Below are 25,072 nucleotides of genomic sequence, written 5' to 3'. Positions count from 1 at the left end.
TCTGTCGGCGGCGGATTCGTCACCGCGGCCACCGTAGCCCGAGCAGGCATCGGTCGTCGAAAGATCGACCGGCACCGGGCGCACCGGTCAGTCGCCGATTCCCCTCGGGCGCACCACTATGACCGAGCCCGCGCGTTTACCGCTCTCCTCCAGGAGTGCGATCGCCCGGCCGCGTGGGTCGATGGCAGCGTAGACGCCCTTGATGCCGACAGGTTCGAGCCAGCGACCGGTACGCAGGTCGGTGGCCTGCGATTCGTCGATGTCTCGGAGCGGGAAGGAGATACGGACAGCTGCGTCCATATCGAGGCTGAGCAGCGGTTGCTCCGCCTCGGCGGCAGCTGCCAGTTCTTCGAGGGTGCGGGCGTGCTCGAGGGTGAAGGGGCCGACTCTGGTACGGCGCAAGGCCGTCAGGTGGCCGCCCACGCCGAGGGCGGCGCCGAGGTCGCGGGCCAGCGCGCGGATGTAGGTGCCCGAGGTGCATTCGACGTCGACATCGACATCGACGAATTCGCCGTCGGCGATATCGCGGCGCGCCAGGATATCGAAGCGCGACACCGTCACCGAGCGGGCGGCCAGTTGCACCTCTTCGCCGGCGCGCACGCGCGCGTAGGCGCGTTCACCGTCGACCTTGATGGCGCTCACCGTGGCGGGGACCTGCTCGATGTCACCGGTCAGGGCCGCGACACCGGCCGCGATCTCGTCGTCGGTGATGTGCACCGCGGGCGTCGTCGCGGTGACTTCGCCCTCGGCGTCGTCGGTGTTCGTGGCCTGGCCGAGGCGGATCGTCGCGGTGTAGGCCTTGGTGGTGAGGAGCAGCTGGCCGAGCAGTTTGGTGGCCCGCTCCACCCCGAGCACCAGCACACCGGTGGCCATCGGATCGAGAGTGCCCGCGTGGCCGACTTTCCTGGTCTGCAACAGTTTTCGGCTGCGCGCCACGACATCGTGGCTGGTGAGCCCGCTGTCCTTGTCGACGATCACGAGACCGCCGAGCTCGCCCACCCGCGACACTCGCGCCGCCATCAGACGTGCGCGATCGCGGTCAGGATCAGCCCGTCGGCGATCAACCAGTTGCCGTCGAACTCGGTCAGCGCGGCGCCGCCGTCGTTCGCCAGGCCCGGCACGAGCAGTTTCGTGTGGAAGGTGCCCGATCCCGAATCGTCTGTGCGGGAGTCGATCTCGAAGGTGATATGCGCGTCCTCGAAACCGAGCCAGCGCAGCGTCAGCGGGAACCAGGCCTTGTAGGTGGCCTCCTTGGCGCAGAACAGCAGCCGATCCAGGTGCAGGCCCTCGCCGGGCGTGGCGGACAGCCACTCACGTTCTTCGGGCAGACTGACCGAATCGAGCACGCCTTCGGGCAGGGTGCCGTGCGGTTCGGCGTCGATCCCGACCGAGCGGAAACGCAGCGCGTGCGCCATCGCGGCGGCACGGTATCCGTCGCAATGGGTGAGGCTGCCGACAATGCCGCGCGGGAACAGCGGCATGCCGCGTTCACCCTTGCCGATCGCGACGGGCGGCTCACCGAGCTGTTCGAGGGCGAGGCGAGCACAGTGCCGGGCGCCGATGAAATCGCGGCGACGCTTCTCCACGGATTTGGCGATGAGGTGTTCCTCGGCGGGATGCGCTGTCAACTCCTCCGGAAACACCAACAACTCCGCCGAAGCCACACTCCTCGGCAATATCCTCTCCAGCACTGCTGTTCCGCCTCTCCGCGTATTTTGGCCAGACTCGGGTGCTGGTTCAGCAGCGTGGGCGTCTGGCGGTACCGGGGTGGGCGGGTTTGCTCGTGCCCGGTGAGTTACCGATGTTCTTACGAAATCAGGCGTGGCGTTCTCGTGCAAATTTGCGCTTAGATGCCTCGTCTGCGTTCGGCTTTTTCGCGCATTTCCGCCGCTGCGGCTTCCATCTCCGGGGTTACCTTGAAGTGGCCGCCCCAGGAGTTCAGGTCGCCTTCGGCATAGACCGGGTCGGGCAGGATTTGGCGTAGGAGCGGGTTCGGCATGCCTCGGCGTTTCCATTCGCGGGGGTAGCCGAGGGAGACCTCCTCGAAGCGGACGCCGTCGTAGTAGGTGGTGCGGGGGATGTGGAGGTGGCCGTAGACCGAGCAGACCACGTTGTAGCTGGTGTGCCAGTCGGCGGTCAGGTCGGTGCCGCACCACAGCGAGAACTCCGGGTAGAACAGGATGTCGGTGGGCTGGCGGACCAGGGGGAAGTGGTTGATCATCACCAGCGGGGTTTCGGGGGGCAGCGCGTCGAGGCGGCGCTGGGTGTACTGGACGCGGGCGTGGCACCAGGCATCGCGGGTGAGGTACGGGTCGGGGGTCAGCAGGAACTCGTCGGTGGCGACGACATTGCGTTCGCGCGCCAGTGCCAAACCCTCCGCCTTGGTCTTCGTGCCCGCCGGTCGCCACGAGTAGTCGTAGAGCAGGAACATCGGTGCCAAGGTGACCCGGCCGCCGTACTTCTCGGCACCCGTTCCCGTCCACACCGGGAACGGGTCCTCCGGGGTGACGACATCGAGGTCACGACACATCGCCACGAGATAGTCGTAGCGGGCGGCGCCGTGCATCTGCACCGGATCCTTCGGCGTGGTCCACAGCTCGTGATTACCCGGCACCCAGATCACCTTGGCGAAGCGGCCGCGCAACAACTCCAGCGCCCACCGCACCTCCTCGGCCTTCTCCCCCACATCACCGGCGACGATCAACCAGTCCTCGGGCGAGTCGGGAACGATCTGCTCCACCACAGGCTTGTTCCCCTGATGCCCCACATGCACATCGCTGACCGCCATCAACTTCGGATTCACCTGTCCACAGTCGCACACCCCGGACACGCGACACCTCCGGGTTCACCCCTGCGCGTCCGCGGCCTCGGCGACGAGGTGGTCCAGCGGTCCGGGAAACCGTGTGTCGAGCCCCTGTCCGCGCTGAGTCACGCCGCCCCGCTCGGTACGTCGGCCCCCACCCTGGCCCAGCGGCCCGATTTCGCTCGGGCGACGACGGCGATCAATCGCAGCAGCATGAAGGCGACCAGTCCCGACCAGATTCCTGCCACGCCCCAGTCGAAGATCAGCGACAGCCAGATCAGCGGGAGGAAGCCGGTCAGGGCGGCGGCGAGGGTCGCGGTGCGGAGGAAGGCGGCGTCGCCCGCGCCGAGGAGGACGCCGTCGAGGGCGAAGACGGCGCCGGCGACCGGGATCATGGCGACGAAGAACCACCAGATGACGTGGGCACGTTCGAGAACCTCCGGATCGTCGGTGAACAGCAGCGGGATCGCGGTCACACCTGCGGCGAAGGCGGCGGCCAGGAGCAGGGCGAAGATCTCGGACCAGACGGTTACCCGGCGGGCGATCGCCTTGGCGCCGTGCGCGTTTCCCGCACCGAGAGCCGCGCCGACCAGGGTCTGGGCGGCGATGGCGAGCGAATCCAGGGTCAGGGCAAGGAAATTCCAGAGTTGCAGGACAAGTTGGTGGGCAGCGACGGACGCGGCGCCGAAACGGGCGGCCACCGCGGCGGCGGAGACGAAGCAGATCTGAAAGGACAGGCTGCGGACGATGAGGTCGCGGCCGAGCACGAGTTGAGCGCGCATCACCGCGAGTTGTGGCCGTAGCGAAACACGTTCGCGCAGCAGGGCATAGGCGAACAGGACACCGGAGACCGATTGGCCGACGAGATTCGCCACCGCGGAACCGGCCAGTTCCATCCGCGGCGCACCGAGCAATCCGTATACCAGGACCGGACAGAGCACAGCCGAGAGTGCCAGTCCCACCACCACGTAGGTCAATGGTCGTCGCACATCCTGCACGCCGCGCATCCACCCGTTACCCGCCATCGACAGCAGGATCAACGGCACGCCGAACAGCGCGATCCGTACCCAGGCGAGCGCCTCGTCGGCGATCTCCCCACCGCCGGACAGCACCGAACACAACGGCACCGCGAACACCTGGATCACCGCGACGATCACCAGACCGACCGCGACACCCACCCAACTGGCCTGTACGCCTTCCTCGACCGCACCCATCCGGTCCCCCGCACCGTGTCTGCGGGCCGCGCGCGCGGTCGTCCCGTAGGACAGGAACGTCAGCTGGGTGCTCACCGTCCCGAGGATCACCGCCCCGACGGCCAGCCCGGCCAGCGCCAGCGCCCCCAACCTGCCGACCACCGCGATGTCGAAGAGCAGATACAGCGGCTCGGCAACCAACACGCCCAGGGTAGGCACGGCGATGCCGAGAATGCGCCGTGGCCCGGCCCGGTCGACCTCGCCGGTCACGGCCTCATCCATCGGTTCAGCGGACCCCACACCGACCTCCCACGGTCACCACGAACAATTGGGCGCGAACGCGCTGCCGACCTGCCGATGGTGGCACACGCCACCGACAACATCGCCCATCGCGCGCATCGCCACAAGGACGATCTCGCCGACCGCCGGGGATGATCGCCGCGCGGCAGCCGAGTTCTCGGCCTGCCTCCACCACACGAACTGTCGATCAAGTCGGCGTCGGCGGACGGAACTGCCGACATACCAACCGATCAGCATGAATCGCAGGTCTGAAGTGTGGACGGCGGGCAGGATGGGCGGCGATACTGGTCGTCCGCCCAGCTCGGGTGGACGACATCACGCCGCGGACACCCGGTTCGCCCGAACAACTCAGGATCGACCATGGTGTTTGTGCAGCGATGGCGGGTGATCACGGCGTTCGCCCTGGTCGGCGCGGCGACCCAGCTGGTGTGGCTCACCTATGCGCCGGTGACGACCGTGGCGGCGGAGCACTTCGGCGTCTCCGAGTCCGCGGTCGGGTGGCTGGCGAACATGTTCCCGCTGCTCTACGTCGTGCTGGCCGTTCCCGCGGGGATCGCACTGGATCGCTGGTTCCGGCCCAGCTTGATCGCCGGAGCGGTACTCACCGCCATCGGCGCGGCGCTGCGCCTGCTCGACGGCGGTTTCGCGATCGTGCTCATCGGTCAGACCGTCGTCGCGATCGCGCAACCGCTGGTGCTCAACGCGATCACCGGAATCGCCGGGCACTATCTCGACGAGAAGGATCGGCCGACCGGCATCGCGGTCGGCACCGCGAGCACTTTCGCCGGAATGGCGGCGGCGTTCGTGCTCGGTGCCGCGCTCCCCGCCGAAAGCCAGCTCACCACGCTCACCGCGGTCGGCACGATCTTCGCCGCCCTGGCCGCGATCGCACTGACCGTCGAGTTGATGCGCGCGGGTACCGGGCCCGCGGCGAGCACCTCGACCTCGCTCAGCGCGCTCCGGGCGACCATCGGCGACCGGTATGTGCGGCGTCTCTGCGTCGCCGTGTTCTTCCCCTTCGGCACGTTCGTCGCGCTGGCGACCTTCGGCCAGGCGTTGCTGGAACCGTCCGGTGTCAGCGCCGACGCGGCGAGCATCGTGCTGCTGGTGAACGTGCTCGCCGGTGTGGTCGGCTGCGCGGTGGTACCGGTCGCGGTCCTGCGCCGCGGCGTCGAACTTCCCGCCGTGCTGGTCGGCCTCACCGCCAGCGCCGCCGCCTGCCTGCTCGTCGCCCTCGCCCCCGGCCTGGCGACAGGATTCGTGGCCTTCGCCCTCATCGGCATGACGCTGCTCCCCGCCCTCCCGATCGTCCTGGCCATGGCCGAACGCCACACCGGCGCCGCCGAAGGCACCGCCGCGGGCCTCATCTGGATGACCGGCAACCTCGGCGGCCTCGTCGTGGCAGGCCTGACCGGCCTCCTGGTAGACACCCCATCCCTAGCCTTCACCCTCTGCGCCACCACAACAATCCTCGGCGTCCCCCTTGCTCTCCGCCTCCGCCGCGACAGCGCCGCGGCGGTCTGAACACCACCGAACGACACCGAGCGCAACTGCCCCGATCTGGTGACACCACCACGCGGCGATCACCGCGATCGAGAGGTCAGCCGAGTGCGGTAATCAGTGCGCGCACAACATCATCGGCGTTTCCGTAGGTGGTGTAGCCGGCGGCGAAGCGGTGGCCGCCGCCGCCGAAACCGCTGGCGACCGCGGCGACGTCGACGCCGTCGGTGCGGCCGGGGGCGGAATCGCGGGAGCGCAGTGAGACGGTCCAGCGGTCGTTGTGGCCGCGGGCTTCCTTGAACACCGCGGCGATGCCCGCTTCGGCGGTGGTGCGGATGACGTCGATGACGCTTTCGACCTCTTCGGGACCCACATCGTGGGTGTCGGCGGCGCGGACCAGCGCGTAGACCAGGCCGACACCGCCGGCGGATGGCACGACCACGGCGGTGGACAGCACCGTCGACAGCATCGGGAGCCAGGCGTAGGGGTGGGTGTCGAGCAGGACACGGGTGATCTCGGTGCCGTCGATGCCGGTGGCGAGCAGACGCTCAGCCATAGCGTGGCTACCGGGGCGGGCCCAGCGGAACGAGCCGGTGTCGGTGACCAGACCCGCGAACAGGCAGTGCGCGATGTCGGCGTCGATCTCCGCGCCCCAGGCGTCGAGCAGCCGGGTCACCAGTTCGGTCGTCGAGGCCGCGAATTCGTCGATCAGGTCGACGGTGCCGAAGCCGTCGTTGGCGCGATGGTGATCGATCACCAATGTCATTGTCGCACCGGGTAATCGGTCCGCGAGAGCACCGAGACGGTTGCGCGCGCCGCAGTCGACGACGATCAACAGGTCGACTTCGTGCGGCACCTGCGCCGGTGGCACGATCAACCGCACACCGGGCAGGGTCCGCAGCGAGGCGGGCAGCTCAGCGGGCTCGGCGAAGGACACGCACACCGGTACGTCGCGCCGGTGCAGCGCCAACGCCAGCGCGAGCCCGCTACCGACGGTGTCGGCATCGGGCTGCACGTGGCACAGGATCGTCACCGACCGCGCCGCCGCCAATGCGGCGACGGCCGCGCCCAGTTCGGTCCCGTCGCGGACGCTGGTCACCGCCTACTCGTCTTCGTCGTCGCGATCGGCCTTGTACGGGTCGGCCTCGCCCGCGTGCTTGGCATTGGCGGCGACCTTGGCCACCTCGTCGTCGATGGCGCGCGCCCTGGCGAGCAACTCTTCCATCTCGCGGGCCACCTCGGGCACCTTGTCGAGAGTGAAAGACAGGATCGGGGTGAACTTCACTCCGGTACCCGCGCCCACCTTGGACCGCAACACACCCTTGGCCGCGTCCAGTCCGGCGGCGGCTTCGACGTAGTCGGGTTCGGCATCGATGGTCTCGCCCATCACCGTGTAGTACACGTTCGCCTCGCGCAGATCGCCGGTCACCTTGGCATCGGTGACGGTGACGAACCGCAATCGCGGATCCTTGATCTCGTATTCGATCGCGGTAGCCACGATCGCGGAAATCCGCTTGGCGAGTCGGCGTGCCCTGGCTTGATCCACCATGGGAGTGCTCCTCTCTTCGGCGGCACGGGTGAGGCCCTGCGTGGTTACGCAGGCTCCCGCCTCCGGGCCTTGACACCCGTGCCGCAGCCTCTAGTCTTCGGGTCCGAAGATCCGGCGGCGTACTGCCAGCAACTCTATCTCCGGACGCGCGGCAACGTGCCGCTCACACTTGTCGAGCACCTCGTTGAGGTGTCCCGTTTCCGCACTGACCATGGCCACACCGAGCAATGCCCGGCGGTGCAGGTCCTGATCGCCGGCTTCGGCCGCATTCACGCCGAAGCGCTTCTGGAGCTCGGCGAGGATCGGCCGGATCACCGACCGCTTCTCCTTGAGCGAATGCACGTCACCGAGCAGTAGATCGAATTCGAGCGCACCGATGAACAGCGGTGCTCACCTCCTGGTAGATGGGGGATCCCGCAAGACCCCACGCCGCACCCGAAGAATCGGATGCGGCGTGGGTCGAACGGTATTGCGTTTGATCAGTCGCGCGGCTTTTCACGAAGCTCGTAGGCCTCGATGATGTCGCCGTCCTTGATGTCGTTGTAGGTGACGGTCATACCGCACTCGAAACCTTCGCGAACCTCAGGAGCGTCGTCCTTCTCCCGCTTGAGCGAGGAGATGGTCATCGTCTCCGCGATCACTCGACCGTCACGGATCAGGCGCGCCTTGGCGTTGCGCTTGACCGAGCCCGAGGTGACCATGCAACCGGCGATGTTGCCGATCTTGGACGAACGGAAGATCGCGCGGATCTCCGCCCGGCCCAGCTCGACCTCTTCGTAGATCGGCTTGAGCATGCCCTTGAGGGCCTTCTCGATCTCGTCGATCGCCTGGTAGATCACCGAGTAGTACCGGATGTCGACGCCTTCGCGGTTGGCCAGCTCAGTGGCCTTGCCCTCCGCGCGGACGTTGAAGCCGATGATGATCGCGTTCGAGGCCGACGCCAGGTTGACGTTGGTCTCGGTGACGCCACCGACACCGCGGTCGATGACGCGCAGACGCACCTCGTCGTCGATCTGGATGCCGAGCAGCGCCTCTTCGAGGGCCTCGACGGTACCGGAGTTGTCGCCCTTGAGGATCAGGTTGAGCTCCGAAGTCTCCTTCAGGGCGGCATCCAGATCTTCCAGGCTGATCCGCTTGCGGCTGCGAGCGGCCAGCGCGTTGCGCTTGCGCGCATTGCGGCGATCGGCGATCTGACGGGCGATGCGGTCTTCCTCGACCACGATCAGGTTGTCGCCCGCGCCGGGCACCGAGGTGAAACCGATGACCTGGACCGGGCGCGACGGGGTCGCCGCGTGGACGTCCTCGCCGTGCTCGTCGACCATGCGACGGACGCGACCGTAGGCGTCGCCCGCCACGATCGAGTCACCGACGTGCAGCGTGCCGCGCTGGATGAGCACGGTGGCCACGGGGCCACGGCCGCGGTCGAGGTGCGCCTCGATGGCGACACCCTGGGCGTCCATGTCCGGGTTGGCCCGCAGGTCGAGCGAGGCATCCGCGGTCAGCAGCACGGCTTCGAGCAGCTGATCGATGTTGGTGCCCTGCTTGGCCGAGATGTTGACGAACATGGTGTCGCCGCCGTACTCCTCGGTGACCAGGCCGTACTCGGTGAGCTGCTGCTTGATCTTGTCCGGGTTCGCACCCTCTTTATCGATCTTGTTGATCGCGACAACGATCGGCACATCCGCGGCCTGCGCGTGGTTGATCGCCTCCACCGTCTGCGGCATGACGCCGTCGTCGGCCGCGACCACGAGGATCGCGATATCGGTGGCCTTCGCACCACGAGCACGCATGGCGGTGAACGCCTCGTGACCCGGGGTGTCGATGAAGGTGATCAGGCGCTCTTCCTCGTTGAGGTTGGTGAGCACCTGGTAGGCACCGATGTGCTGGGTGATGCCACCGGCCTCGCCCTCAGCGACGTTGGCCTTACGGATCGTGTCGAGCAGTCGGGTCTTACCGTGGTCGACGTGACCCATGACGGTCACGACCGGCGGACGGTGCTCGAGGTCGTCCTCGCCGCCGGCGTCTTCGCCGTAGGTGAGGTCGAACGACTGCAGCAGTTCGCGATCTTCGTCCTCGGGGCTGACCACGTGGACGACGTAGTTCATCTCGCCGCCGAGCAGCTCGAGGGTCTCGTCGTTCACCGACTGGGTCGCGGTGACCATCTCGCCGAGGTTGAACAGTGCCTGCACGAGAGCAGCGGGGTTCGCGTCGATCTTCTCGGCGAAGTCCGACAGCGACGCGCCGCGAGCGAGGCGGATGACCTCACCGTTGCCGCGGGGCAGCCGCACGCCACCGACGGCGGGAGCCTGCATGTTCTCGTACTCGGCGCGCTTGGCCCGCTTCGACTTGCGACCACGACGGACAGCGCCGCCGGGACGACCGAACGCGCCTGCCGCGCCACCACGGCCACCGGGGCCACCGGGACGACCGCCGCCGCCACCGGGACGACCACGGAAACCACCGGCCGCGGGAGCACCGGCACCGGGAGCACCGGGAGCACCGCCACCGCCACCGCGGTAACCGCCACCGCCGCCACCACCGGGACGGCCTGCGCCGCCACCACCGGGAGCGCCACCGGGACGACCGCCGCCACCGGGACGACCCGCGCCGCCACCGGGGGCAGGACGTGCCGAACGTGCCGGCATGGCACCGGGGTTCGGACGCGGAGGCATCGAACCCGGGTTGGGACGGGGACCACCGGGACGCGGGGCACCGCCCTGCGCGGCGGCCGGGCGCTGGCCCTGACCACCCTGCGGGCGGGGACCACCCTGGCCGGGAGCCGGACGGGGACCGCCCTGACCCGGAGTCGGACGGGGACCGCCCTGACCCGGAGTCGGACGAGCGCCACCCTGACCCTGACCCTGACCGGCCGGACGCGGCGCGGGACGCTCACGATCGGGGGCCGAGCTGAACGGGTTGTTGCCGACGCGCGGAGCCTTGGGCCCCGGCTTCGGGCCGGGACCGGCCGGACGCGGACCGGGAGCGGCCGCACCGGGAGTGGCCTGACCCGGACGGGTCTGCGCTGCGGGCGCCTGTGCCGGACGCGGCGCGGCGGGAGCCGGACGCGGGCCGGGCGCCGGGGCGCCTGCGGGCTTGGCGGCCGGAGCCGACTGCGCGGCGGCCGGAGCGGGGCTCGCGGGTGCCGCGGGTGCGGGCTTCGCCTCGACCGGAGCGGTCTCGACCTTGGGCGCAACCGGCGCGGCAGGAGCTGCCGGGGCGGGAGCGGCCGGAGCCGGGCGCGGACCGGGGCGGGGGCCACCGGGGGTGGGCTTGGCACCAGCCGGACGGGCTGCTGCCGCTGCCGCCGACGGGCCGGGACGGGCCGCCGACTTGGCATCGGCCGCCGGAGCGGACTTCGACGCCAGAGATTCACGGAGACGACGTGCGACGGGTGCTTCCACCGTCGAGGACGCCGACTTCACGAACTCGCCTTGCTCCTTGAGCTTCGCGAGTAGTTCCTTGCTTGTGACACCGAGCTCTTTAGCCAACTCGTGCACGCGGGCCTTGCCTGCCACTGCTCTCCTCACTGAGAGGCCGAGCAGTGACGCCGCCTAGGTAAGGCGGGCCCGCACGACCTCGGGTTATCTCCGACGGACGTTCATCGTTGGTGCTTCACGGTGTGCTCATGAGTGCTCGTGCCTGTTCTCGAGGTACTGCTCCAGGGCTGAGATATCCAGATTTCCGGACACTCGTAGGGCTCTGCCGAATGCTCGGCGCCGCTCTGCGGAACGCAAACAAGCTGAAACGGGGTGCAGCCAGGCACCCCGTCCGGGAAGTCTGCGCCGCGGATCGGGAACAATCGCGACATCGGTGTTCCGATGCTGCGCAACGATCCGCAACAGGTCGGCAGATGGCTCACGCTGACGGCATCCGATACAGGTGCGAACGGATTGCGCGGGCCGGTCCTGTACCCACTCTACCGGTGACCCGGTCATAACGACGAACCCCTCCCCTCCGGAAGTTACCAACATGTCATCCGCAGGCAGGGATTCGATGTGCCTGGATCAACTACGGTGCGCTTCCGGCCGGGTGGAGTCGTCCGGTTGCGGAGCCGCGTCGCTGCGGATATCGATGCGCCAGCCGGTCAGACGGGCAGCCAAGCGGGCATTCTGCCCCTCCTTGCCGATGGCGAGGGACAGCTGGAAGTCCGGCACGATCACGCGGGCCGCCCTGGCGTCGGGATCGACGACCGTGACCGATACCACTTTCGACGGCGAGAGCGCATTGCCGACGAAGGTCGCCGGATCCTCGGCGTAGTCGATGATATCGATCTTCTCGCCCGCCAGTTCGCTCATCACGTTGCGCACGCGCTGGCCCATCGGGCCGATGCACGCGCCCTTGGCGTTCACGCCGGGCACGGTGGACTGCACGGCGATCTTGGAACGGTGTCCCGACTCGCGGGCCACCGCGACGATCTCGACGGAGCCGTCGGCGATCTCGGGCACCTCGAGCGAGAACAGCCGCCGCACCAGGTTCGGGTGCGTGCGCGAGAGCTGGATCTGCGGGCCACGCTGGCCACGCGAGACGCCGTAGACGTAGCACTTGATCCGGTCGCCGTGCTCGTAGGTCTCCCCCGGCACCTGTTCGGCGGGCGGGATCAGACCCTCGGCCCCGTTGGCCTCGCTGCCGATGCGAACCACCACGATGCCGCGAGCATTCGCCCTGGCGTCGCGCTGGACCACACCGCCGACGATCTCGCCCTCATGGGTGGCGAAATCACCGAAGGACTTCTCGTTCTCGGCGTCACGCAGCCGCTGCAGCACCACCTGGCGGGCGGTGGTCGCGGCGATGCGGCCGAAACCCTCAGGGGTGTCGTCCCATTCGGAGACGAGGTTGCCGTCGGCGTCGAGTTCACGCGCCATCACCCGCACCACACCGGTCTTCTGGTTGATGTCGATGCGTGCGTTGGCCTCGTGGCCGTCGGTGTGCCGGTAGGCGGTGAGCAGCGCCGACTCGATCGCCGAGATCACGGTCTCGATCGAGATGCCTTTGTCGGCGACAATCGCCCGCAAGGCTTCGATTTCAATATTCATTCCGCAACCCCTTCGGTGGGAGTGTCAAGGTGTTGTCCTGGCGCGGCCAGGTCGGCGGGCTCTTCGCCCGGTACCGGGCGGCCCGGCGCGATGCCGCCGGCGAGTTCGAGTTCGGCGGCGCCCGGTGCGTTGAATTCGACCTGGACGACAGCCTCGGCGATATCGGCCAACCGCACATGAACGCGATGCGGCTTCGCCTTGCCGCCGATGACGAGTGCGATGGTCGCGTCGTCGGCGAGTGGGCCGACGCGCGCGTCGAAACGGGCCTTGCCCTCGATCCGCTCGGCACCGTCGGCCAGCTTGACGCGGACCTTGCGGCCCTGTGCGCGCCGCCAGTGCCGTTCGGTGCTGAGCGGGCGCTCCACGCCGGGCGTCGTCACTTCGAGCAGATAGGCGGATTCGCCGAAATCGCCTGCGGCATCGAGAAGTTCGGACATCTCACGGCTGATCGCGGCGATGGCGTCCAGGTTCGCGGGGCCGTCGCTGTCGACGGTGACCTTCACCCGAACCGGAGCCAACTCGCCGTTGCCCGCAGCCACGATCGCGACGCCCTCGAGGTCGAACCCCCGGCGTGCGACGAGCTCAGCGACAAGCTGGCTCACCCTTTCCTCGGTGGGCATCGGCATATGGGCGGCTCCTGGTTCAGTTGTGACGCGATCGGAAATATCTACGCCGAAGGTCTAGCGTAACGCGCTCAGAGAGTGTAAAGGACCAGGCGCTGAGCACCACGCACCGGTCCGACTCGGCGTGCCCGAGGCGTGTCGCCGCGCGCGCGAACTACCCGCGCGCGATCTGGCACGATGGTGCACGTGCCCCACCGCCATACCGTCCCGCCGAGAGCCGGGCGACCTTCCGGCATGCGCTCCGACCGGCACGAACCCCATCAGTTACGGGTCGAGCCTGCCACCGCGCACCTCGCCGGGTCGACGCCGACTCCCACCGGCGCGACCCCGCCGCGCCCAGCCGCCATAGTGCCGCATCCCACACCGGTGCAGCGGCTTTCACCGTCGGTGCCCGCTCCGGCCGACACACGGTCGATGTGGCGCCGCCGCACACTGCTGCGACTCGTCGGCGCGAGCGCGATCGGCATTCCCGCAGTGGCCGCGCTAGCCGCCTGCGCTGCGGACGATACCGTGCACGCGCCGGATTCTCTTGCCGCGCAAGAGGTTCTGGCCCGAGCCGATGCCGCCGCCGCGACGGCCGCGATCGCGCTGGCACCGCAGTCGAACGCCGCGCTGAGCACGATCGCCACCGAGCGCACTGCCCATGCCGACGCGCTTCGCACCGAAATCGACCGGGTGATCGGCGTTTACGGCGACGGCACCACCCCCGTACATCGCACGGGCACAGTGACCGTGCCCGGCCCCGATGGTTCCCCGGTGCCCGCCGCCGAAGTCGAGACCGCGGCCGCGCAGCCGACTACCGTCGCGCAGTTGCGTGATCAGCTGGTCCGCTCCCAACAATCCGCCGCCGCCCTGGCCCGCACCGAATCCGGTTATCGCGCCGGACTTCTCGCGTCGATCAGTGCGGCCTGCGCCACCCAGGCAGGAGTCCTGCTGACATGACCGAACAGCGCAAGTCCCTGCAGAACGCGCTCGATGCCGAGTACGCCGCCGTCTACTCCTACGGCCTGATCGCCGCGTACGCCAACGCCGACCGATCCCGCCTGGTCGCCGAGTTCAGCGCCGCGCATCGAGCACGCCGTGACGCCACGGTCGAGCTGCTCGAAGCAGAGGGCACAGCACCGAACGCCCCCGGCGCCGCCTACACCCCGCCCGCGCCGGTCGACGACCCGATCCCGGCCGCTCATCTGGCGGTGAGCGTCGAATCCGATTGTGCCGCAGCGTGGTACGCGGTCGTCGAGAACGCGACCGACGAATCGGTCCGCGCCACCGCGACGGAGGCACTCACCGAGGCCGCCGTCCGCCGCGCCCGCTGGCAGACGATTCTGGGATCGGTCCCGGTCACCGTCACCTTCCCGGGGCGGGCGTAGGCAACGAGCCGACATTTGTGGCGATTCCGGGCCCTGCACAGACGACTCGACCCATGGGCGATCCGGTCGATGGTCGGCTCATAGCGAGCCGATATCCGGCCGAACCGATCCACCGATGACGACCGTGCCGACCAGTTCAGCATTGCTCCTCGGCGGGGTTCGGACACGGTTCCGGGTAGCTCAGCGACCCACCCGGAACCGAGGGCCCGACTACGGGCGCATCGCGTACGCGCCGTCGTAGGCCGCTACCTGCTGCCACACCCGGTCGAAACGCTCGGCGTCGGCGACCGGGCTGCGCAGGGCAGCGATCGCCCATGCACGCTGAGCCTCGGTGACCGACGGCTTGCCGAGCACCGCCGTGGCGTGGGTGTTGAAGTCACGGATCTGGAAGTCGAAGATCTGGTCGAGCACATCGCGGTCGAGCCCGGTGAGCTCGGCCTGCTCGAGGATCAGCTGGCCGTAGACCACCGTGGAGAACAGGTGGCCGATGGTCAGCATGAAGTCCAGGTCCTTCTGCTGGGCCGCGTCGGGGGCCGCGGTGAGCAGCAGGTTGCGCAGCGCTTGGGCCTGCTCGTAGAACCGGCCGACATTCGGGACCTCGGCTGCCTGCTCGTAGGCGGGGGTCCAGTCGGCGAACTGCACCTTGCCCGCTCCGCGTGCCGGACCCTGCTGCCAGAAGAACGGCTGGTCGCCTGCTTCGAGGTTGGTGCCGATCGCCGGGTATTCCTTCGGGTTGAGCAGGTAGTTCGGCATGAACTTCAGGATCTGGCCCACGTTCACGTGCACGGTGCCCTCGAGGCGCGGCAGGTGGTTGATGTAGCGCGAGGCCTGCGCGAAGTAGGTGGCCTTCTCGAAACCCTTGGCCGCCAGCACATCCAGTAGCAGGGTCATCGCGACCTCGGCCTCGGAGGTGACCTTGGACTTGGTCATCGGGTTGAACAGCAGGTAGCGGCGGTCCTCGAGCGAGGCGCTGCGGAAGTAGTCGACGGCGCGGTCGCTGAACAGCTTCATCGCGATCAGCCGCGAATAGGCGTCGACGAAATTGCCCCGCACATGAGCGAAGTCGGTGACCGGGTTGCCGTAGAGGATGCGGTTGTTGGCGTGGGTGATGGCTTCGAAGAACGAGTGCTCGACCATGCCGATGCCGCCGTGGCAGAGGTTGAACTTGCCGACATTGACGGTGTTGAGCGCGGCCGAGAAGGCTTCGGGCCCTTCGTGGAGCACGTCGGCGGCGGTCACCGGGTAGTTCTCCAGCCGGAAGTGGCTGACATACATCTGACCGTGGATGACGCTCTCGATCAGGTGGTAGTTGTCGTGGCGGCTGTCGGCGGCGAACCAGACGTAGCCTTCGGGGCCCTCGACATCACCGCGCCGGGAGAACACCGACACCATCGAGGCGACATTGCCGTTGCCGATGTAGTACTTCTCGCCGCTCGCCCGGAACAGGATGCCCGCCTCGGCGTCGGCACTGCCCGGCTCGCTCGGGGTGAGGATCAGGTCGGTGTTGTAGATGTCGGCGCCGTGGTCGCGCTCGGACAACGCGAACGCCATCACCTGACCGTCGTCGAGATCGGCGGCGGCCTTGCGCTTGGCGATCTCGTTGTCGCTCTGCCAGATCGGGCCGAGGCCCAGAATCGTGACTTGTTCCGCGTACCAATACGCAAGTCCGTAAAAGCCGAAGATCTCCGCCAGGGCCGCGTTACGCGCCGCGTCCCAGCGCTTGTTCGGGTCGCCGTCGGCGTAGGCGGCCGGGGTCAGGAAGGTCGCGAACAGCTTCTCCTTGCCGACGAACTCGAGGAACTCCGAGGTCCACACGGCGTCGCGATCCTCGACCAGCAGCTGCGCCTTGCCCTTGGACTCGAACCACTCGATGGTGGCGCGCAGCAGCCGCCGCGTCTCGGCATCGAAATGCTGCGGGTCGTAGGTGGCCGGGTTGAACAGCAGGCTGGGCGAACTCGTCATGCCGTTAACTTATCAGCGCCGCCCACTCGCCTCGACGACCCTCGAACCCGCTACCAGCACTTTCGCCTACGTAGCCGTAAGTTCGGACCGCCCGGCCTCCTGTTCGACGACACCCAGCGCCGGGGCGATCACAGCGTGGCCGGGGTCTGGTATTCGCCCACATATCCGGCGCGCCGGAAGCGATCCAGCCCGAGTTCGGTCCCGAGCTCCGCTCGCATCCCAGGGTTGCGCACGTAGAAGACGAACAGGTGATAGAGACGGGTCGGGTCGGTCTCGAGCTCGGTGTGTTCGATATCGATGGTTCGGTAGCCGGTATCGGCATCTCCGATGACAAGGGTGATCACATTGGTGCCGCCGCTCAATCGGGACTCCTTGCGGCTTTGGGCGCCGACCGCCGTGACATCCTGCCAGGCAACGCTGGTCGGACCCTTGCCGTAGTCGATCGCGATGTCCTGCGGCGTAAGCACGATGCCGACGTTGCCGAGGGTCTTTCGAGGGGGCTGGTAGATGCCGAAGCCGATGAGTAGAGCGACCAATGCGGGCAAGGAGATCATGAATAAGTACGCGGCTCCCATCGACCAGTCGTCGTTCAACGATGCGATGAAGTGCCACAACCCAGCCCCGAGAACGACCACTCCGTACGTTACGCACACCAAACGTCCGGCCGAGGACGGGCGCGCCACGGGCAACGCGAGTGCGGGACCCGTATCGGTGGCACGAATGTCAGCGGCCACCGGAGCGGATCGTGGCAGCTCCGACAATCCCCACCAGGTCAACGCGGCGGCCAGTGGGCCGATCAGCGCGAGAAGGAAGAATCCGCCCGCCACCGATTCCGTCACCATCACCAAGATCGCGCTGAACACCATCGGCCACAAGGCCAGCGCGCACACGAACGGCAGCACCATATAGCGGTACGCGCCGAATGCCTTGCGTTTCCAATCCTCCGGCAGCGGCAAATCAGACGTACTCCGGTACCTACCCACACCATCCCCTATTGCTCAGCCTCGTCTACTGGATTAGACGCGCCATAGACCCATTCGGTTCCAGCGAGTTTCAGCCGGCATCGGCGCCTGAGACAGCAAATCGCGCTGCCCCCCAAGAAGTGGGACAGCGCGATCGGTGAGACGAGATCAGCCGCGGATCTTGGCGGTTACCGCGCTGACGGCATCTTCGGCCGGGATCTCCTCGGCTTCGCCGGTGAAGCGGTTGCGCAGTTCCACCTTGCCTTCGGCCCAGCCGCGGCCGATGACGAGAATCCAAGGCATGCCGAGGAGTTCGGCGTCTTTGAACTTCACGCCGGGCGAGGCGGTGCGGTCGTCGAAGAGGACCTCGAGGCCCTCGGCGTCCAGGCCGGCGACTACGTGTTCGGCGCCGTCGCGGGCGGCGGCGTCCTTGTTGGCGATCACCACGTGCACGTCGAAGGGGGCGACTTCGGCGGGCCAGCGCAGGCCCTTCTCGTCGTGCTGCTGTTCGGCGATCACCGCGACCATGCGGGAGACGCCGATGCCGTAGGAGCCCATGGTGAGGCGGACCGGCTTGCCGTTCTCGCCGAGCACGTCGACGTCGAAGGCGTCGGTGTACTTGCGGCCGAGCTGGAAGATGTGGCCGATCTCGATGCCGCGCGCGGACACCAGCGGGCCCGCGCCGTCGGGCGAGGGATCGCCGTCGCGGACCTCGGCGGCCTCGATGGTGCCGTCGGGGGTGAAGTCACGACCGGCGACCAGGCCGACCACGTGCTTGCCCGAGACGTCGGCGCCGGTGATCCACGCGGTGCCCTCGACGACGCGGGGGTCGACGAGGTAGCGAACACCGTTGGCGGCCAACCCCTTCGGGCCGATGTAGCCCTTCACGAGGAAGGGGTTGGCGACGAAGTCGGCCTCGGTGAGCAGTTCCACCTCGGCGGGCTCGACGGCGGCGCCGAGACGCTTGTCGTCGACCTCGCGGTCACCGGGGACGCCGATGCCGAGGATCTCGGTCTTGCCGTCGGGGTGGCGCAGCTTCACCATCACGTTCTTCAGCGTGTCGGCGGCGGTCACCGTACGGTCGAGGACCTTCGCCTCGTTGGCCCAGTCGACCAGCGTCGCGATAGTGGGGGTGTTCGGGGTGTCGTACTCGACCGCGGCGGCCTGACCCTCGATGGGCAGCGACGCGGGCGCGGGCGTGACCACGGCTTCCACGTTCGCCGCGTAGCCGGACTCGACGCAGCGCACGTAGGTGTCCTCACCGACGGGGCTGGCGGCGAGGAACTCCTCGGACGCGCTGCCGCCCATGGCACCGGAGGTGGCGGCCACGATCACGTACTCGACCCGGAGCCGCTCGAAGATCGCCTCGTAGGCCTTGCGATGGGTGGCGTAGCTGTTGGTCAGACCGTTGTCGTCGATGTCGAAGGAGTAGGAGTCCTTCATCACGAACTCGCGCCCGCGCAGGATGCCCGCGCGGGGCCGCTCCTCGTCGCGGTACTTGGTCTGGATCTGGTACAGGGTGACCGGCAGATCCTTGTAGGAGTTGTACTCACCCTTCACGGTGAGCGCGAACAGCTCCTCGTGGGTGGGCCCGAGCAGGTAGTCACCGCCCTTGCGGTCCTTGAGCCGGAACAGGCCGGGGCCGTACTCGGTCCACCGGTTGGTGGTCTCGTAGGGCTCGCGTGGCAGCAGCGCGGGCAGCGAGATCTCCTGGGCGCCGGTGGCGTCCATCTCCTGGCGCACCACGTCCTCGATCTTGCGCAGCGTGCGCAGACCGAGCGGCAGCCACGAGTACACGCCGGGGGCGACCCGGCGGACGTAGCCGGCGCGAACGAGCAGTTTGTGGCTGGGCACCTCGGCGTCGGCGGGATCGTCTCGCAGGGTGCGCAGGAACAGGCGGGAGAGGCGGGTGATCACGGATGCACAGGGTAGTCCCTGGTCCTGGCCGGGCGACAGCCGATTACCACCTGGGCGCTCCGCCAGACCCCGAAAACCGGTTCCGGTAAAGAGCGCGCATCAGGTTACCCATTACAAATCTATTTCAATCATCAGATAACAACCTGATAACGTAACCGCACTTGGCAATTCTGAGATGACTAGGTTTTCCCTATAAGTCAATTACGCACTTACAACAGAGAATTGGTAGCGGTGACGCTGCCCTTGCGAGAGGTCACAATGGCTGAGACGAAATCCATGTCGAAGCGCTGTACAGCAGTGTTCGCCGGTGCCGCGTTGGTGGCCGCGGCCCTCGCCGGATGTACCAAGACCGAGCCCAACGAGAGCGGTCAGCTCCTGCAGTCACTGAAGGACAAAGGCACGATCACCGTGGGTTTCGCCGGTGAGGCGCCCTATTCGTTCGAAGACGGCGGCCAGCTCACCGGTGCGACCGTGGCCCTGCACAAGGAGATCTTCGCCAACCTCGGCATCAAGACCGTCGACGGTGTACAGACCGAGTTCGGCGCCCTGATCCCCGGCCTGCAGGCCAATCGATTCGATGCGGTCAGCGCCGGCATGTCTATCCTGCCGAAACGCTGTGAACAGGCGTCTTTCAGCGAACCGGAATTCATGTACACCACCGCGCTGATGGTGAAACCCGGTAATCCGATGAATTTGACGGATATGCAGTCGATCAAGGCGAGCGGCGCGAAGATGGCCGCGATGACCGGCGCCATCGAATCCGATTACGCCAGCTCGCTCGGCATCGACGCCACCCAGGTCGGCACCCCGCAGGACGGCATGGACGCGGTCACCTCCGGGCGCGCCGACGTGTTCGCGCTCACCGCGATCTCGCTGAACTGGCTCGAGAGCCACACCCCCAACGCCGCGGTCGACGTGACACCGTCGTTCGTGGCCGTCATCGACGGCAAGCCGCAGGTCGGCGCCGGTGGCACTGTGTTCCGCACCACCGATCCCGACCTGCTCGCCGCCTACAACGCCGAGCTGACCAAGATCACCAGCGACAAGGACAAGTACCTGTCGATCGTCGGGAAGTTCGGGTTCACCGAGCGCGAACTGCCGGATCCGAAGTACACGACGGCCAAGCTGTGCAAGGGCGAAATCTGATCCACGCATGAGCAATTTCGACGCGGTACGCGATGCCCTTCCCGCACTGTGGAAGGGCATCGCCGTCACGCTGGAGCTGACCATCGGCGGCGCGCTCCTCGCGTTCGTCCTCGCCCTCGCCCTCGGCACCACCGCCCGCGTCCGCAATCTCGCGGCGCGCGGCAGCGCCCGGGTCATGATCGAATTCTTCCGCGGCACGTCACTTCTGGTGCAGATCTTCTGGCTGTTCTATGTGCTCCCGCTGCTCGGCTACAAACTCGAACCACTCCTCTGCGGCATCCTGGCGCTGGGCCTGAACTACGGCGCCTACGGTGCCGAGGTGGTGCGTGGCGCGCTCAACGCGGTGCCGCGTGCGCAGTTCGAGGCGGCGGTCGCGCTGAATTTCAGTCCGTGGCAGCGGATGCGCAGGGTGCTGTTCCCGCAAGCGTGGGCGCTGATGCTGCCCTCGTTGACCAATCTGCTGGTTCACCTACTCAAAGGCACCGCGGTGGCGTCCTACATCACCCTGCACGACCTGACCTACGAGATCGGTGACCTGCGCAAGACCACCAGCGACACCCTGTTCTCCTTCGGTGTCGGCTTGGTCATCTACTTCGTCCTGGGCTACCTGCTCACCCTCGGCATGAACCTGCTCGAAACCCGCGCCAAGACCAAGCTGGGTCGCGGGGCCACGCTCAAGGATGTGCTGAGCCTGGCGCCCGATGACACGAAGGTGGCGCCATGACCGCGGAATGGAGTTGGGAGCGCGCCCGCGAGGCGCTGCCGGTGCTCTGGGACGGCTTCCAGATCACGCTGCTGGCGACGGTGCTCGGCTTCGCGCTGGCCGCGGTGCTCGGGCTGGCGATCGCGATGATCCGGCGCACGATGCCGCGCCCGATCGCCGCACCGGTGCACGCGGTGAGCGAGTTCATCCGCCTCACCCCGCTGGTCGTGCAGCTGCTGTTCGCCTACACGCTGCTCACGCAGTTCTCGGCGTTGCAGATCGGCATCGTGGTGCTGGGCATCCACTATTCGAGTTACCTGGCCGAGGTGTACCGGGCCGGGATCGAGGCGGTGCCGAAGGGGCAGTGGGAGGCGGCACGCGCGCTGTCGTTGCCGCCGATACGCACCTGGGGTGCGGTGGTGCTGCCTCAGGCGATCCGGGCGAGCCTGCCCGCGCTCGGCACCAACGCCGTCTCGATGTTCAAGGACACACCGTTCCTGTTCGCCATCTCGGTCGTCGAATTGGTGACCGCCGCACAGCAATTCGGGGCACGCAACTTCGCGTACCTGGAGTCGATCACGATGGCCGGGGTGTTCTTCCTCGTTGCCAGCTACCCGACGTCTGTGCTGATCAGAAGACTGGAGAAGCGACTTGCCTACTACTGATGACGAGATGATCCGATTCGATCAGGTGGTCAAACGCTTCGGCGCGCTCACCGTGCTCGACGAACTCGATTTCAGCGTCCGGCGCGGTGAGAAGGTGACGCTGATCGGGCCGTCCGGGTCCGGCAAGACCACCATCCTGCGGCTGCTGATGACCCTGGAGACGATCAGCGACGGCGTGATCTGGGTCGACGGTGAACCGCTCACCCATACCGAGCGCGGCGGAAAGCTGGTGCCCGCCAAGGAGAAACATCTGCGCGCGGTGCGAACCAAGATCGGCATGGTGTTCCAGCAGTTCAACCTGTTCCCGAACATGACGGTGTTGGAGAACATCACCGAGGCGCCCATCCACGTGCTCGGCAAGTCGAAAGACGAAGCGCGCGAACGTGCTCGGCATCTGCTCGACGTGGTCGGTCTGTCCGACAAGGCGAACGCGCATCCTTCGCAGCTGTCGGGCGGGCAGCAGCAGCGGGTCGCGATCGCGCGGTGTTGCGCGATGGACCCGAAGGTCATGCTGCTCGACGAGGTGACGTCGGCCTTGGACCCGGAACTGGTCGGTGACGTCCTCGACGTGTTGCGCACGATCGCCGAGACCACCGATATCACCATGCTGATCGTCACCCACGAGATGCGCTTCGCCCGCGAGGTGTCGGACCGGGTGCTGATGTTCGACTCCGGTCGCATCATCGAGCAGGGTCCGCCAGAGCAGATCTTCGAAGCACCAACCAACGAGCGCACTCGCAAGTTCTTGGAAGCGGTGCGCTGAGCTCGACGCCTGATCGAGGCGGGTGGGCGCCGTACGAGACCGCTGACGGTGGCCGCCCGGTCCGCGACGGGGCGGGGCGCAGTGGCGGTTTCGGCGGCGATTACCGTTGTCGATCGTGCTGGTGCTGCTGCCTCCCTCCGAAACCAAGTCCGACGGCGGATCGGGCGCGCCGCTCGACCTCGCCGATCTCGCGATGCCGCAGCTCAGTGCGGTTCGCGACAAACTGATCACCGAGGTGGTGCAACTGGCGGCCGACCCGGCCTGCTCCGCCGAGGTACTCGGCTTGGGCAAAGGCGCCGATGCGGAGATCGCCCGCAACGCGAGCCTGCGCACGTCGGCGACCCGCCCCGCCCTGGAGCGCTACACCGGTGTCCTCTATGACGCGCTGGACGCGAAGTCGTTCACCAAGGTGCAGCGGACCAAGGCGTACGCACGTTTGGGGATCGGTTCGGCCCTGTTCGGCGCAGTCCGCGCAGCCGACCCGATCCCCGCTTACCGCCTCTCCGGCGGCACCAAACTCCCAGGGTTGCCGACACTTTCGGCGGTGTGGCGCGATGTGCTGCCCGACGCCCTCTACCGCGAGGCCGCAGGCGAACTCGTCATCGACCTTCGCTCGGGCACCTACCAGCAACTCGGCCGGGTGCCCGACGCCATCACCGCCAATGTCCTCACCGAACACCCCGACGGCTCACGCACCGTCGTCAGCCACTTCAACAAGCATCACAAGGGCCTACTCGCCCGCGCCCTCGTCGTCACCCGCGCCGATCCCACCGACATCCGCGCCGTCGCCCGGGTAGCCACCAAAGCGGGCCTGCGAGCCGAAATCGCCTCCCCCACCGAACTTCTGATCATTACTGAGTAACGGAGGCCATGAGCTGGATGAGGTTGCCGCAGGTGTCGTCGAAGACCGCGGTACTGACCGGACCCATGGGAGCGGGGGCCTGGGTGAAGAAGACGCCGCGGTCGAGCAGGCGGCGGTATTCGGCGTCGAGGTCGTCGACGGTGAAGACGATGACGGGGATGCCCTCGGCACTCAGTGCCGTTTTGTAGGCCTTGGCCGCCGGGTGCTGGTCGGGCTCGAGCAGGAGCTGGATGCCGTCGACATCGGCCGGTGAGACGAGGGTGAGCCAGTCGAATTCGCCGACGGGGACCTTGTCTTTGACCTGGAAGCCGAGCACGTCGGTGTAGAAGGCCTCGGCCTTGGCCTGGTCGTCGACGAAGACGCTGGTCACTCCGATGCGGATCATGTGTCCTCCTGATGGATGGGCCATCGCGCCGAGACCGCCCGCAGCGGCGTGAAATCGGCGTGATGGAACTTGTATCGGCCGAGCCGGCGGGTGTGTACGAGACCGGCTTCCTCGAGCACGCCGAGATGCTGGGTGATCGCCTGACGCGACGAGCTGATGTCGTGCTTGCTCACGAGGCGGGCGCACAGTTCGAACAGGGTTTGCCCATCACGATCGGCCAGTTCGTCGAGAAGCGCGCGTCGTGTCGAATCCGCCAGTGCGGTGAAAATATCGGTCACTCGGCACGCTCCGTTCACTCCCTCGAACCATAGGCAAGCTCACACTTGCCTGTCAAGCGCAAGCAGCCGCTTGCCTGTCATTCCCCGCACCCCGCCCGCCACCCTCGTGCCGCGTCCACCAATCGGGCGTGAACCAGGTCGACGTGTGGTCGTGACGGCGCGCCGACCCGGCGAGCGAGGAAACCGGTGTTGATCGGCGGGTCGACGGGATCGAGCAGCGTCACCAGCGTTCCGTCGGCCAGTTCCCGGCCGCACAGGTAGTGCGGAAGCACGCTGATCCCCGCCCCCGCGGCGACCGCGGCGAGTACCGCGCGGAGGTCGCCGACAATCAGGGCCGGTTCGGTTTCCAGGCGGGTCTCGAAGACGTGGCGCCAGTAGCGGCGCAGGATCGGCAGATCGGCGGCGTAGCTGACGAGCGGGATGCCCGCCAGCGCGATCGGGCCGTCGGCGCGCAGACGTTCGGTGTCGATGCGGTCGGCTATCGAGGGGGCGGCGACGAGGAGGAATTCCTCGTCGACGAGCGGTTCGGCCAGCACGGTCCGCCCCCGAGGGCGAGTGGTGGCGAACACCAGATCCAGTGCGCCCGACTGCAATCGGGCGAGCAGGTCGTCGGTGAGCCCGGTGCTGACGGTGAGCCGTACGCCGTCGGCGACCAATGGTGCGAGCGCGGGCACGACCTTGGCGGCGAGCATCTCCGCCGGTCCGCCGAGCAGCACCGGCGGCTCGGGCGGCGCCGCACGGTCGGTCGCCGCACCGCTCACGACCGCTTCCAGCGCCTCGAGTGGGGCGCTCACCCGTGCCGCGAGCTCGTGACCGGCGGCAGTCGGCGACACCCCGCGGGGCAGGCGTTCGAACAGCGGCCTGCCCAGGTGCCTTTCGAGCGCCTGGATCTGCGTGGTCACGGTCGGCTGGGACAGCCCCACCTGGGCCGCGCCCGCGGTGAGCGATCCGGTGCGGAAGACGGCCAGGAAGGTCCGCAGTTGCACCAGATCCATCGAGCCATCGGCTGACCTATGTCTCATATAGACAATCCTATTGGTCAGGAGATGCCATCGACC

At 67.6% G+C, this 25,072-nt stretch carries 25 protein-coding genes; 8 read left to right on the top strand and 17 right to left on the bottom strand.

Annotation, left to right across the window (positions count from 1 at the left end; genetic code table 11):
- Positions 1–87: 87 nt before the first annotated feature.
- The 4 genes from truB to ACFWO8_RS06015 form a co-directional block, all read right to left on the bottom strand.
- On the bottom strand, positions 88–999 hold the full coding sequence (gene truB / locus ACFWO8_RS06030) for a tRNA pseudouridine(55) synthase TruB (RefSeq protein ID WP_378946143.1): 912 nt from the start codon (positions 997–999) through the stop codon (positions 88–90).
- A gap of 20 nt (positions 1,000–1,019) precedes the next feature.
- Complete coding sequence (gene npt, locus ACFWO8_RS06025) at positions 1,020–1,691, bottom strand: 4'-phosphopantetheinyl transferase Npt (protein ID WP_378944291.1); 672 nt, start codon at positions 1,689–1,691, stop codon at positions 1,020–1,022.
- Between the two features lie 155 nt (positions 1,692–1,846).
- Positions 1,847–2,788, bottom strand: a complete 942-nt coding sequence (locus ACFWO8_RS06020; RefSeq protein ID WP_378946139.1) for a metallophosphoesterase family protein — start codon at positions 2,786–2,788, stop codon at positions 1,847–1,849.
- Between the two features lie 140 nt (positions 2,789–2,928).
- A complete protein-coding gene (locus tag ACFWO8_RS06015) occupies positions 2,929–4,278 on the bottom strand; it encodes an MATE family efflux transporter (RefSeq protein WP_378944287.1) in 1,350 nt (449 codons plus the stop codon).
- A gap of 378 nt (positions 4,279–4,656) precedes the next feature.
- Here ACFWO8_RS06015 and ACFWO8_RS06010 point away from each other — a divergent pair, with 378 nt between their 5' ends.
- Positions 4,657–5,820 (top strand): MFS transporter, encoded by a 1,164-nt coding sequence (locus tag ACFWO8_RS06010; RefSeq protein WP_378944282.1) that lies wholly within the window; start codon positions 4,657–4,659, stop codon positions 5,818–5,820.
- Between the two features lie 76 nt (positions 5,821–5,896).
- Here ACFWO8_RS06010 and ACFWO8_RS06005 read toward each other — a convergent pair whose 3' ends face one another.
- The 7 genes from ACFWO8_RS06005 to rimP all read right to left on the bottom strand — a co-directional run bounded on the left by ACFWO8_RS06005 (position 5,897) and on the right by rimP (position 13,004).
- Positions 5,897–6,895 carry a bifunctional oligoribonuclease/PAP phosphatase NrnA gene (locus ACFWO8_RS06005; protein ID WP_378944279.1) on the bottom strand — a complete coding sequence of 333 codons (999 nt, stop codon included), beginning with the start codon at positions 6,893–6,895 and terminating at the stop codon, positions 5,897–5,899.
- 3 nt (positions 6,896–6,898) lie between these two features.
- On the bottom strand, positions 6,899–7,345 hold the full coding sequence (rbfA, locus tag ACFWO8_RS06000) for a 30S ribosome-binding factor RbfA (RefSeq protein ID WP_378912296.1): 447 nt from the start codon (positions 7,343–7,345) through the stop codon (positions 6,899–6,901).
- Between the two features lie 90 nt (positions 7,346–7,435).
- Positions 7,436–7,729: a DUF503 domain-containing protein gene (locus tag ACFWO8_RS05995; RefSeq protein ID WP_056811534.1), complete on the bottom strand. Its 294-nt coding sequence runs from the start codon at positions 7,727–7,729 to the stop codon at positions 7,436–7,438.
- A gap of 95 nt (positions 7,730–7,824) precedes the next feature.
- Positions 7,825–10,860 carry a translation initiation factor IF-2 gene (gene infB / locus ACFWO8_RS05990; protein ID WP_378944274.1) on the bottom strand — a complete coding sequence of 1,012 codons (3,036 nt, stop codon included), beginning with the start codon at positions 10,858–10,860 and terminating at the stop codon, positions 7,825–7,827.
- A gap of 108 nt (positions 10,861–10,968) precedes the next feature.
- A complete protein-coding gene (locus ACFWO8_RS05985; RefSeq protein ID WP_378912298.1) occupies positions 10,969–11,280 on the bottom strand; it encodes a YlxR family protein in 312 nt (103 codons plus the stop codon).
- 69 nt (positions 11,281–11,349) lie between these two features.
- On the bottom strand, positions 11,350–12,378 hold the full coding sequence (gene nusA, locus ACFWO8_RS05980; protein ID WP_378944269.1) for a transcription termination factor NusA: 1,029 nt from the start codon (positions 12,376–12,378) through the stop codon (positions 11,350–11,352).
- Positions 12,375–13,004 carry a ribosome maturation factor RimP gene (gene rimP, locus ACFWO8_RS05975; RefSeq protein WP_378944264.1) on the bottom strand — a complete coding sequence of 210 codons (630 nt, stop codon included), beginning with the start codon at positions 13,002–13,004 and terminating at the stop codon, positions 12,375–12,377. Before rimP ends, nusA begins: the two co-directional genes overlap by 4 nt.
- A 183-nt stretch (positions 13,005–13,187) precedes the next feature.
- On the opposite strand from rimP, the gene ACFWO8_RS05970 reads away from it, so the two are divergent.
- Both ACFWO8_RS05970 and ACFWO8_RS05965 read left to right on the top strand, forming a co-directional pair.
- On the top strand, positions 13,188–13,943 hold the full coding sequence (locus ACFWO8_RS05970) for a hypothetical protein (RefSeq protein ID WP_378944260.1): 756 nt from the start codon (positions 13,188–13,190) through the stop codon (positions 13,941–13,943).
- The gene (locus ACFWO8_RS05965; RefSeq protein ID WP_378944257.1) at positions 13,940–14,371 is read left to right on the top strand and encodes a ferritin-like domain-containing protein; all 432 of its coding nucleotides are present in this window, start codon (positions 13,940–13,942) and stop codon (positions 14,369–14,371) included. The genes ACFWO8_RS05970 and ACFWO8_RS05965 overlap by 4 nt, the downstream gene beginning before the upstream one ends.
- A gap of 210 nt (positions 14,372–14,581) precedes the next feature.
- On the opposite strand, the gene ACFWO8_RS05960 is transcribed toward ACFWO8_RS05965, so the two are convergent.
- From ACFWO8_RS05960 to ACFWO8_RS05950, 3 genes are all read right to left on the bottom strand, one after another.
- Entirely contained in the window at positions 14,582–16,333 is a 1,752-nt protein-coding gene (locus ACFWO8_RS05960) for an acyl-CoA dehydrogenase family protein (RefSeq protein ID WP_378944254.1), read from the bottom strand.
- A gap of 128 nt (positions 16,334–16,461) precedes the next feature.
- Positions 16,462–17,289, bottom strand: coding sequence for a hypothetical protein (locus ACFWO8_RS05955; protein ID WP_378944248.1), 828 nt, complete (start codon positions 17,287–17,289; stop codon positions 16,462–16,464).
- Positions 17,290–17,463: 174 nt separating this feature from the next.
- Positions 17,464–19,212 (bottom strand): proline--tRNA ligase, encoded by a 1,749-nt coding sequence (locus ACFWO8_RS05950; protein ID WP_378944243.1) that lies wholly within the window; start codon positions 19,210–19,212, stop codon positions 17,464–17,466.
- 258 nt (positions 19,213–19,470) lie between these two features.
- Here ACFWO8_RS05950 and ehuB point away from each other — a divergent pair, with 258 nt between their 5' ends.
- From ehuB to yaaA, 5 genes are all read left to right on the top strand, one after another.
- Entirely contained in the window at positions 19,471–20,358 is an 888-nt protein-coding gene (gene ehuB, locus ACFWO8_RS05945) for an ectoine/hydroxyectoine ABC transporter substrate-binding protein EhuB (protein ID WP_378944240.1), read from the top strand.
- Positions 20,359–20,365: 7 nt separating this feature from the next.
- Positions 20,366–21,082 carry an ectoine/hydroxyectoine ABC transporter permease subunit EhuC gene (ehuC, locus tag ACFWO8_RS05940; protein WP_378944235.1) on the top strand — a complete coding sequence of 239 codons (717 nt, stop codon included), beginning with the start codon at positions 20,366–20,368 and terminating at the stop codon, positions 21,080–21,082.
- The gene (gene ehuD / locus ACFWO8_RS05935) at positions 21,079–21,726 is read left to right on the top strand and encodes an ectoine/hydroxyectoine ABC transporter permease subunit EhuD (RefSeq protein ID WP_378944231.1); all 648 of its coding nucleotides are present in this window, start codon (positions 21,079–21,081) and stop codon (positions 21,724–21,726) included. Before ehuC ends, ehuD begins: the two co-directional genes overlap by 4 nt.
- 7 nt (positions 21,727–21,733) lie before the next feature.
- A complete protein-coding gene (gene ehuA / locus ACFWO8_RS05930; RefSeq protein ID WP_378946135.1) occupies positions 21,734–22,489 on the top strand; it encodes an ectoine/hydroxyectoine ABC transporter ATP-binding protein EhuA in 756 nt (251 codons plus the stop codon).
- Between the two features lie 115 nt (positions 22,490–22,604).
- Positions 22,605–23,351: a peroxide stress protein YaaA gene (gene yaaA, locus ACFWO8_RS05925; protein ID WP_378944226.1), complete on the top strand. Its 747-nt coding sequence runs from the start codon at positions 22,605–22,607 to the stop codon at positions 23,349–23,351.
- On the opposite strand, the gene ACFWO8_RS05920 is transcribed toward yaaA, so the two are convergent.
- The 3 genes from ACFWO8_RS05920 to ACFWO8_RS05910 form a co-directional block, all read right to left on the bottom strand.
- A complete protein-coding gene (locus ACFWO8_RS05920) occupies positions 23,341–23,733 on the bottom strand; it encodes a VOC family protein (RefSeq protein ID WP_378946131.1) in 393 nt (130 codons plus the stop codon). The genes yaaA and ACFWO8_RS05920 overlap by 11 nt on opposite strands.
- Complete coding sequence (locus ACFWO8_RS05915; protein WP_378944223.1) at positions 23,733–24,014, bottom strand: ArsR/SmtB family transcription factor; 282 nt, start codon at positions 24,012–24,014, stop codon at positions 23,733–23,735. Before ACFWO8_RS05915 ends, ACFWO8_RS05920 begins: the two co-directional genes overlap by 1 nt.
- A 77-nt stretch (positions 24,015–24,091) precedes the next feature.
- Positions 24,092–25,036: a LysR family transcriptional regulator gene (locus tag ACFWO8_RS05910; RefSeq protein ID WP_378944219.1), complete on the bottom strand. Its 945-nt coding sequence runs from the start codon at positions 25,034–25,036 to the stop codon at positions 24,092–24,094.
- Positions 25,037–25,072: the final 36 nt, after the last annotated feature.

The sequence above is a fragment of the Nocardia sp. NPDC058480 genome (assembly GCF_042720495.1).
Taxonomy (GTDB): domain Bacteria; phylum Actinomycetota; class Actinomycetes; order Mycobacteriales; family Mycobacteriaceae; genus Nocardia.
The sequence above is the reverse complement of the archived record's forward strand: the minus strand, read 5'-3'. Positions and strand labels throughout refer to the sequence as shown.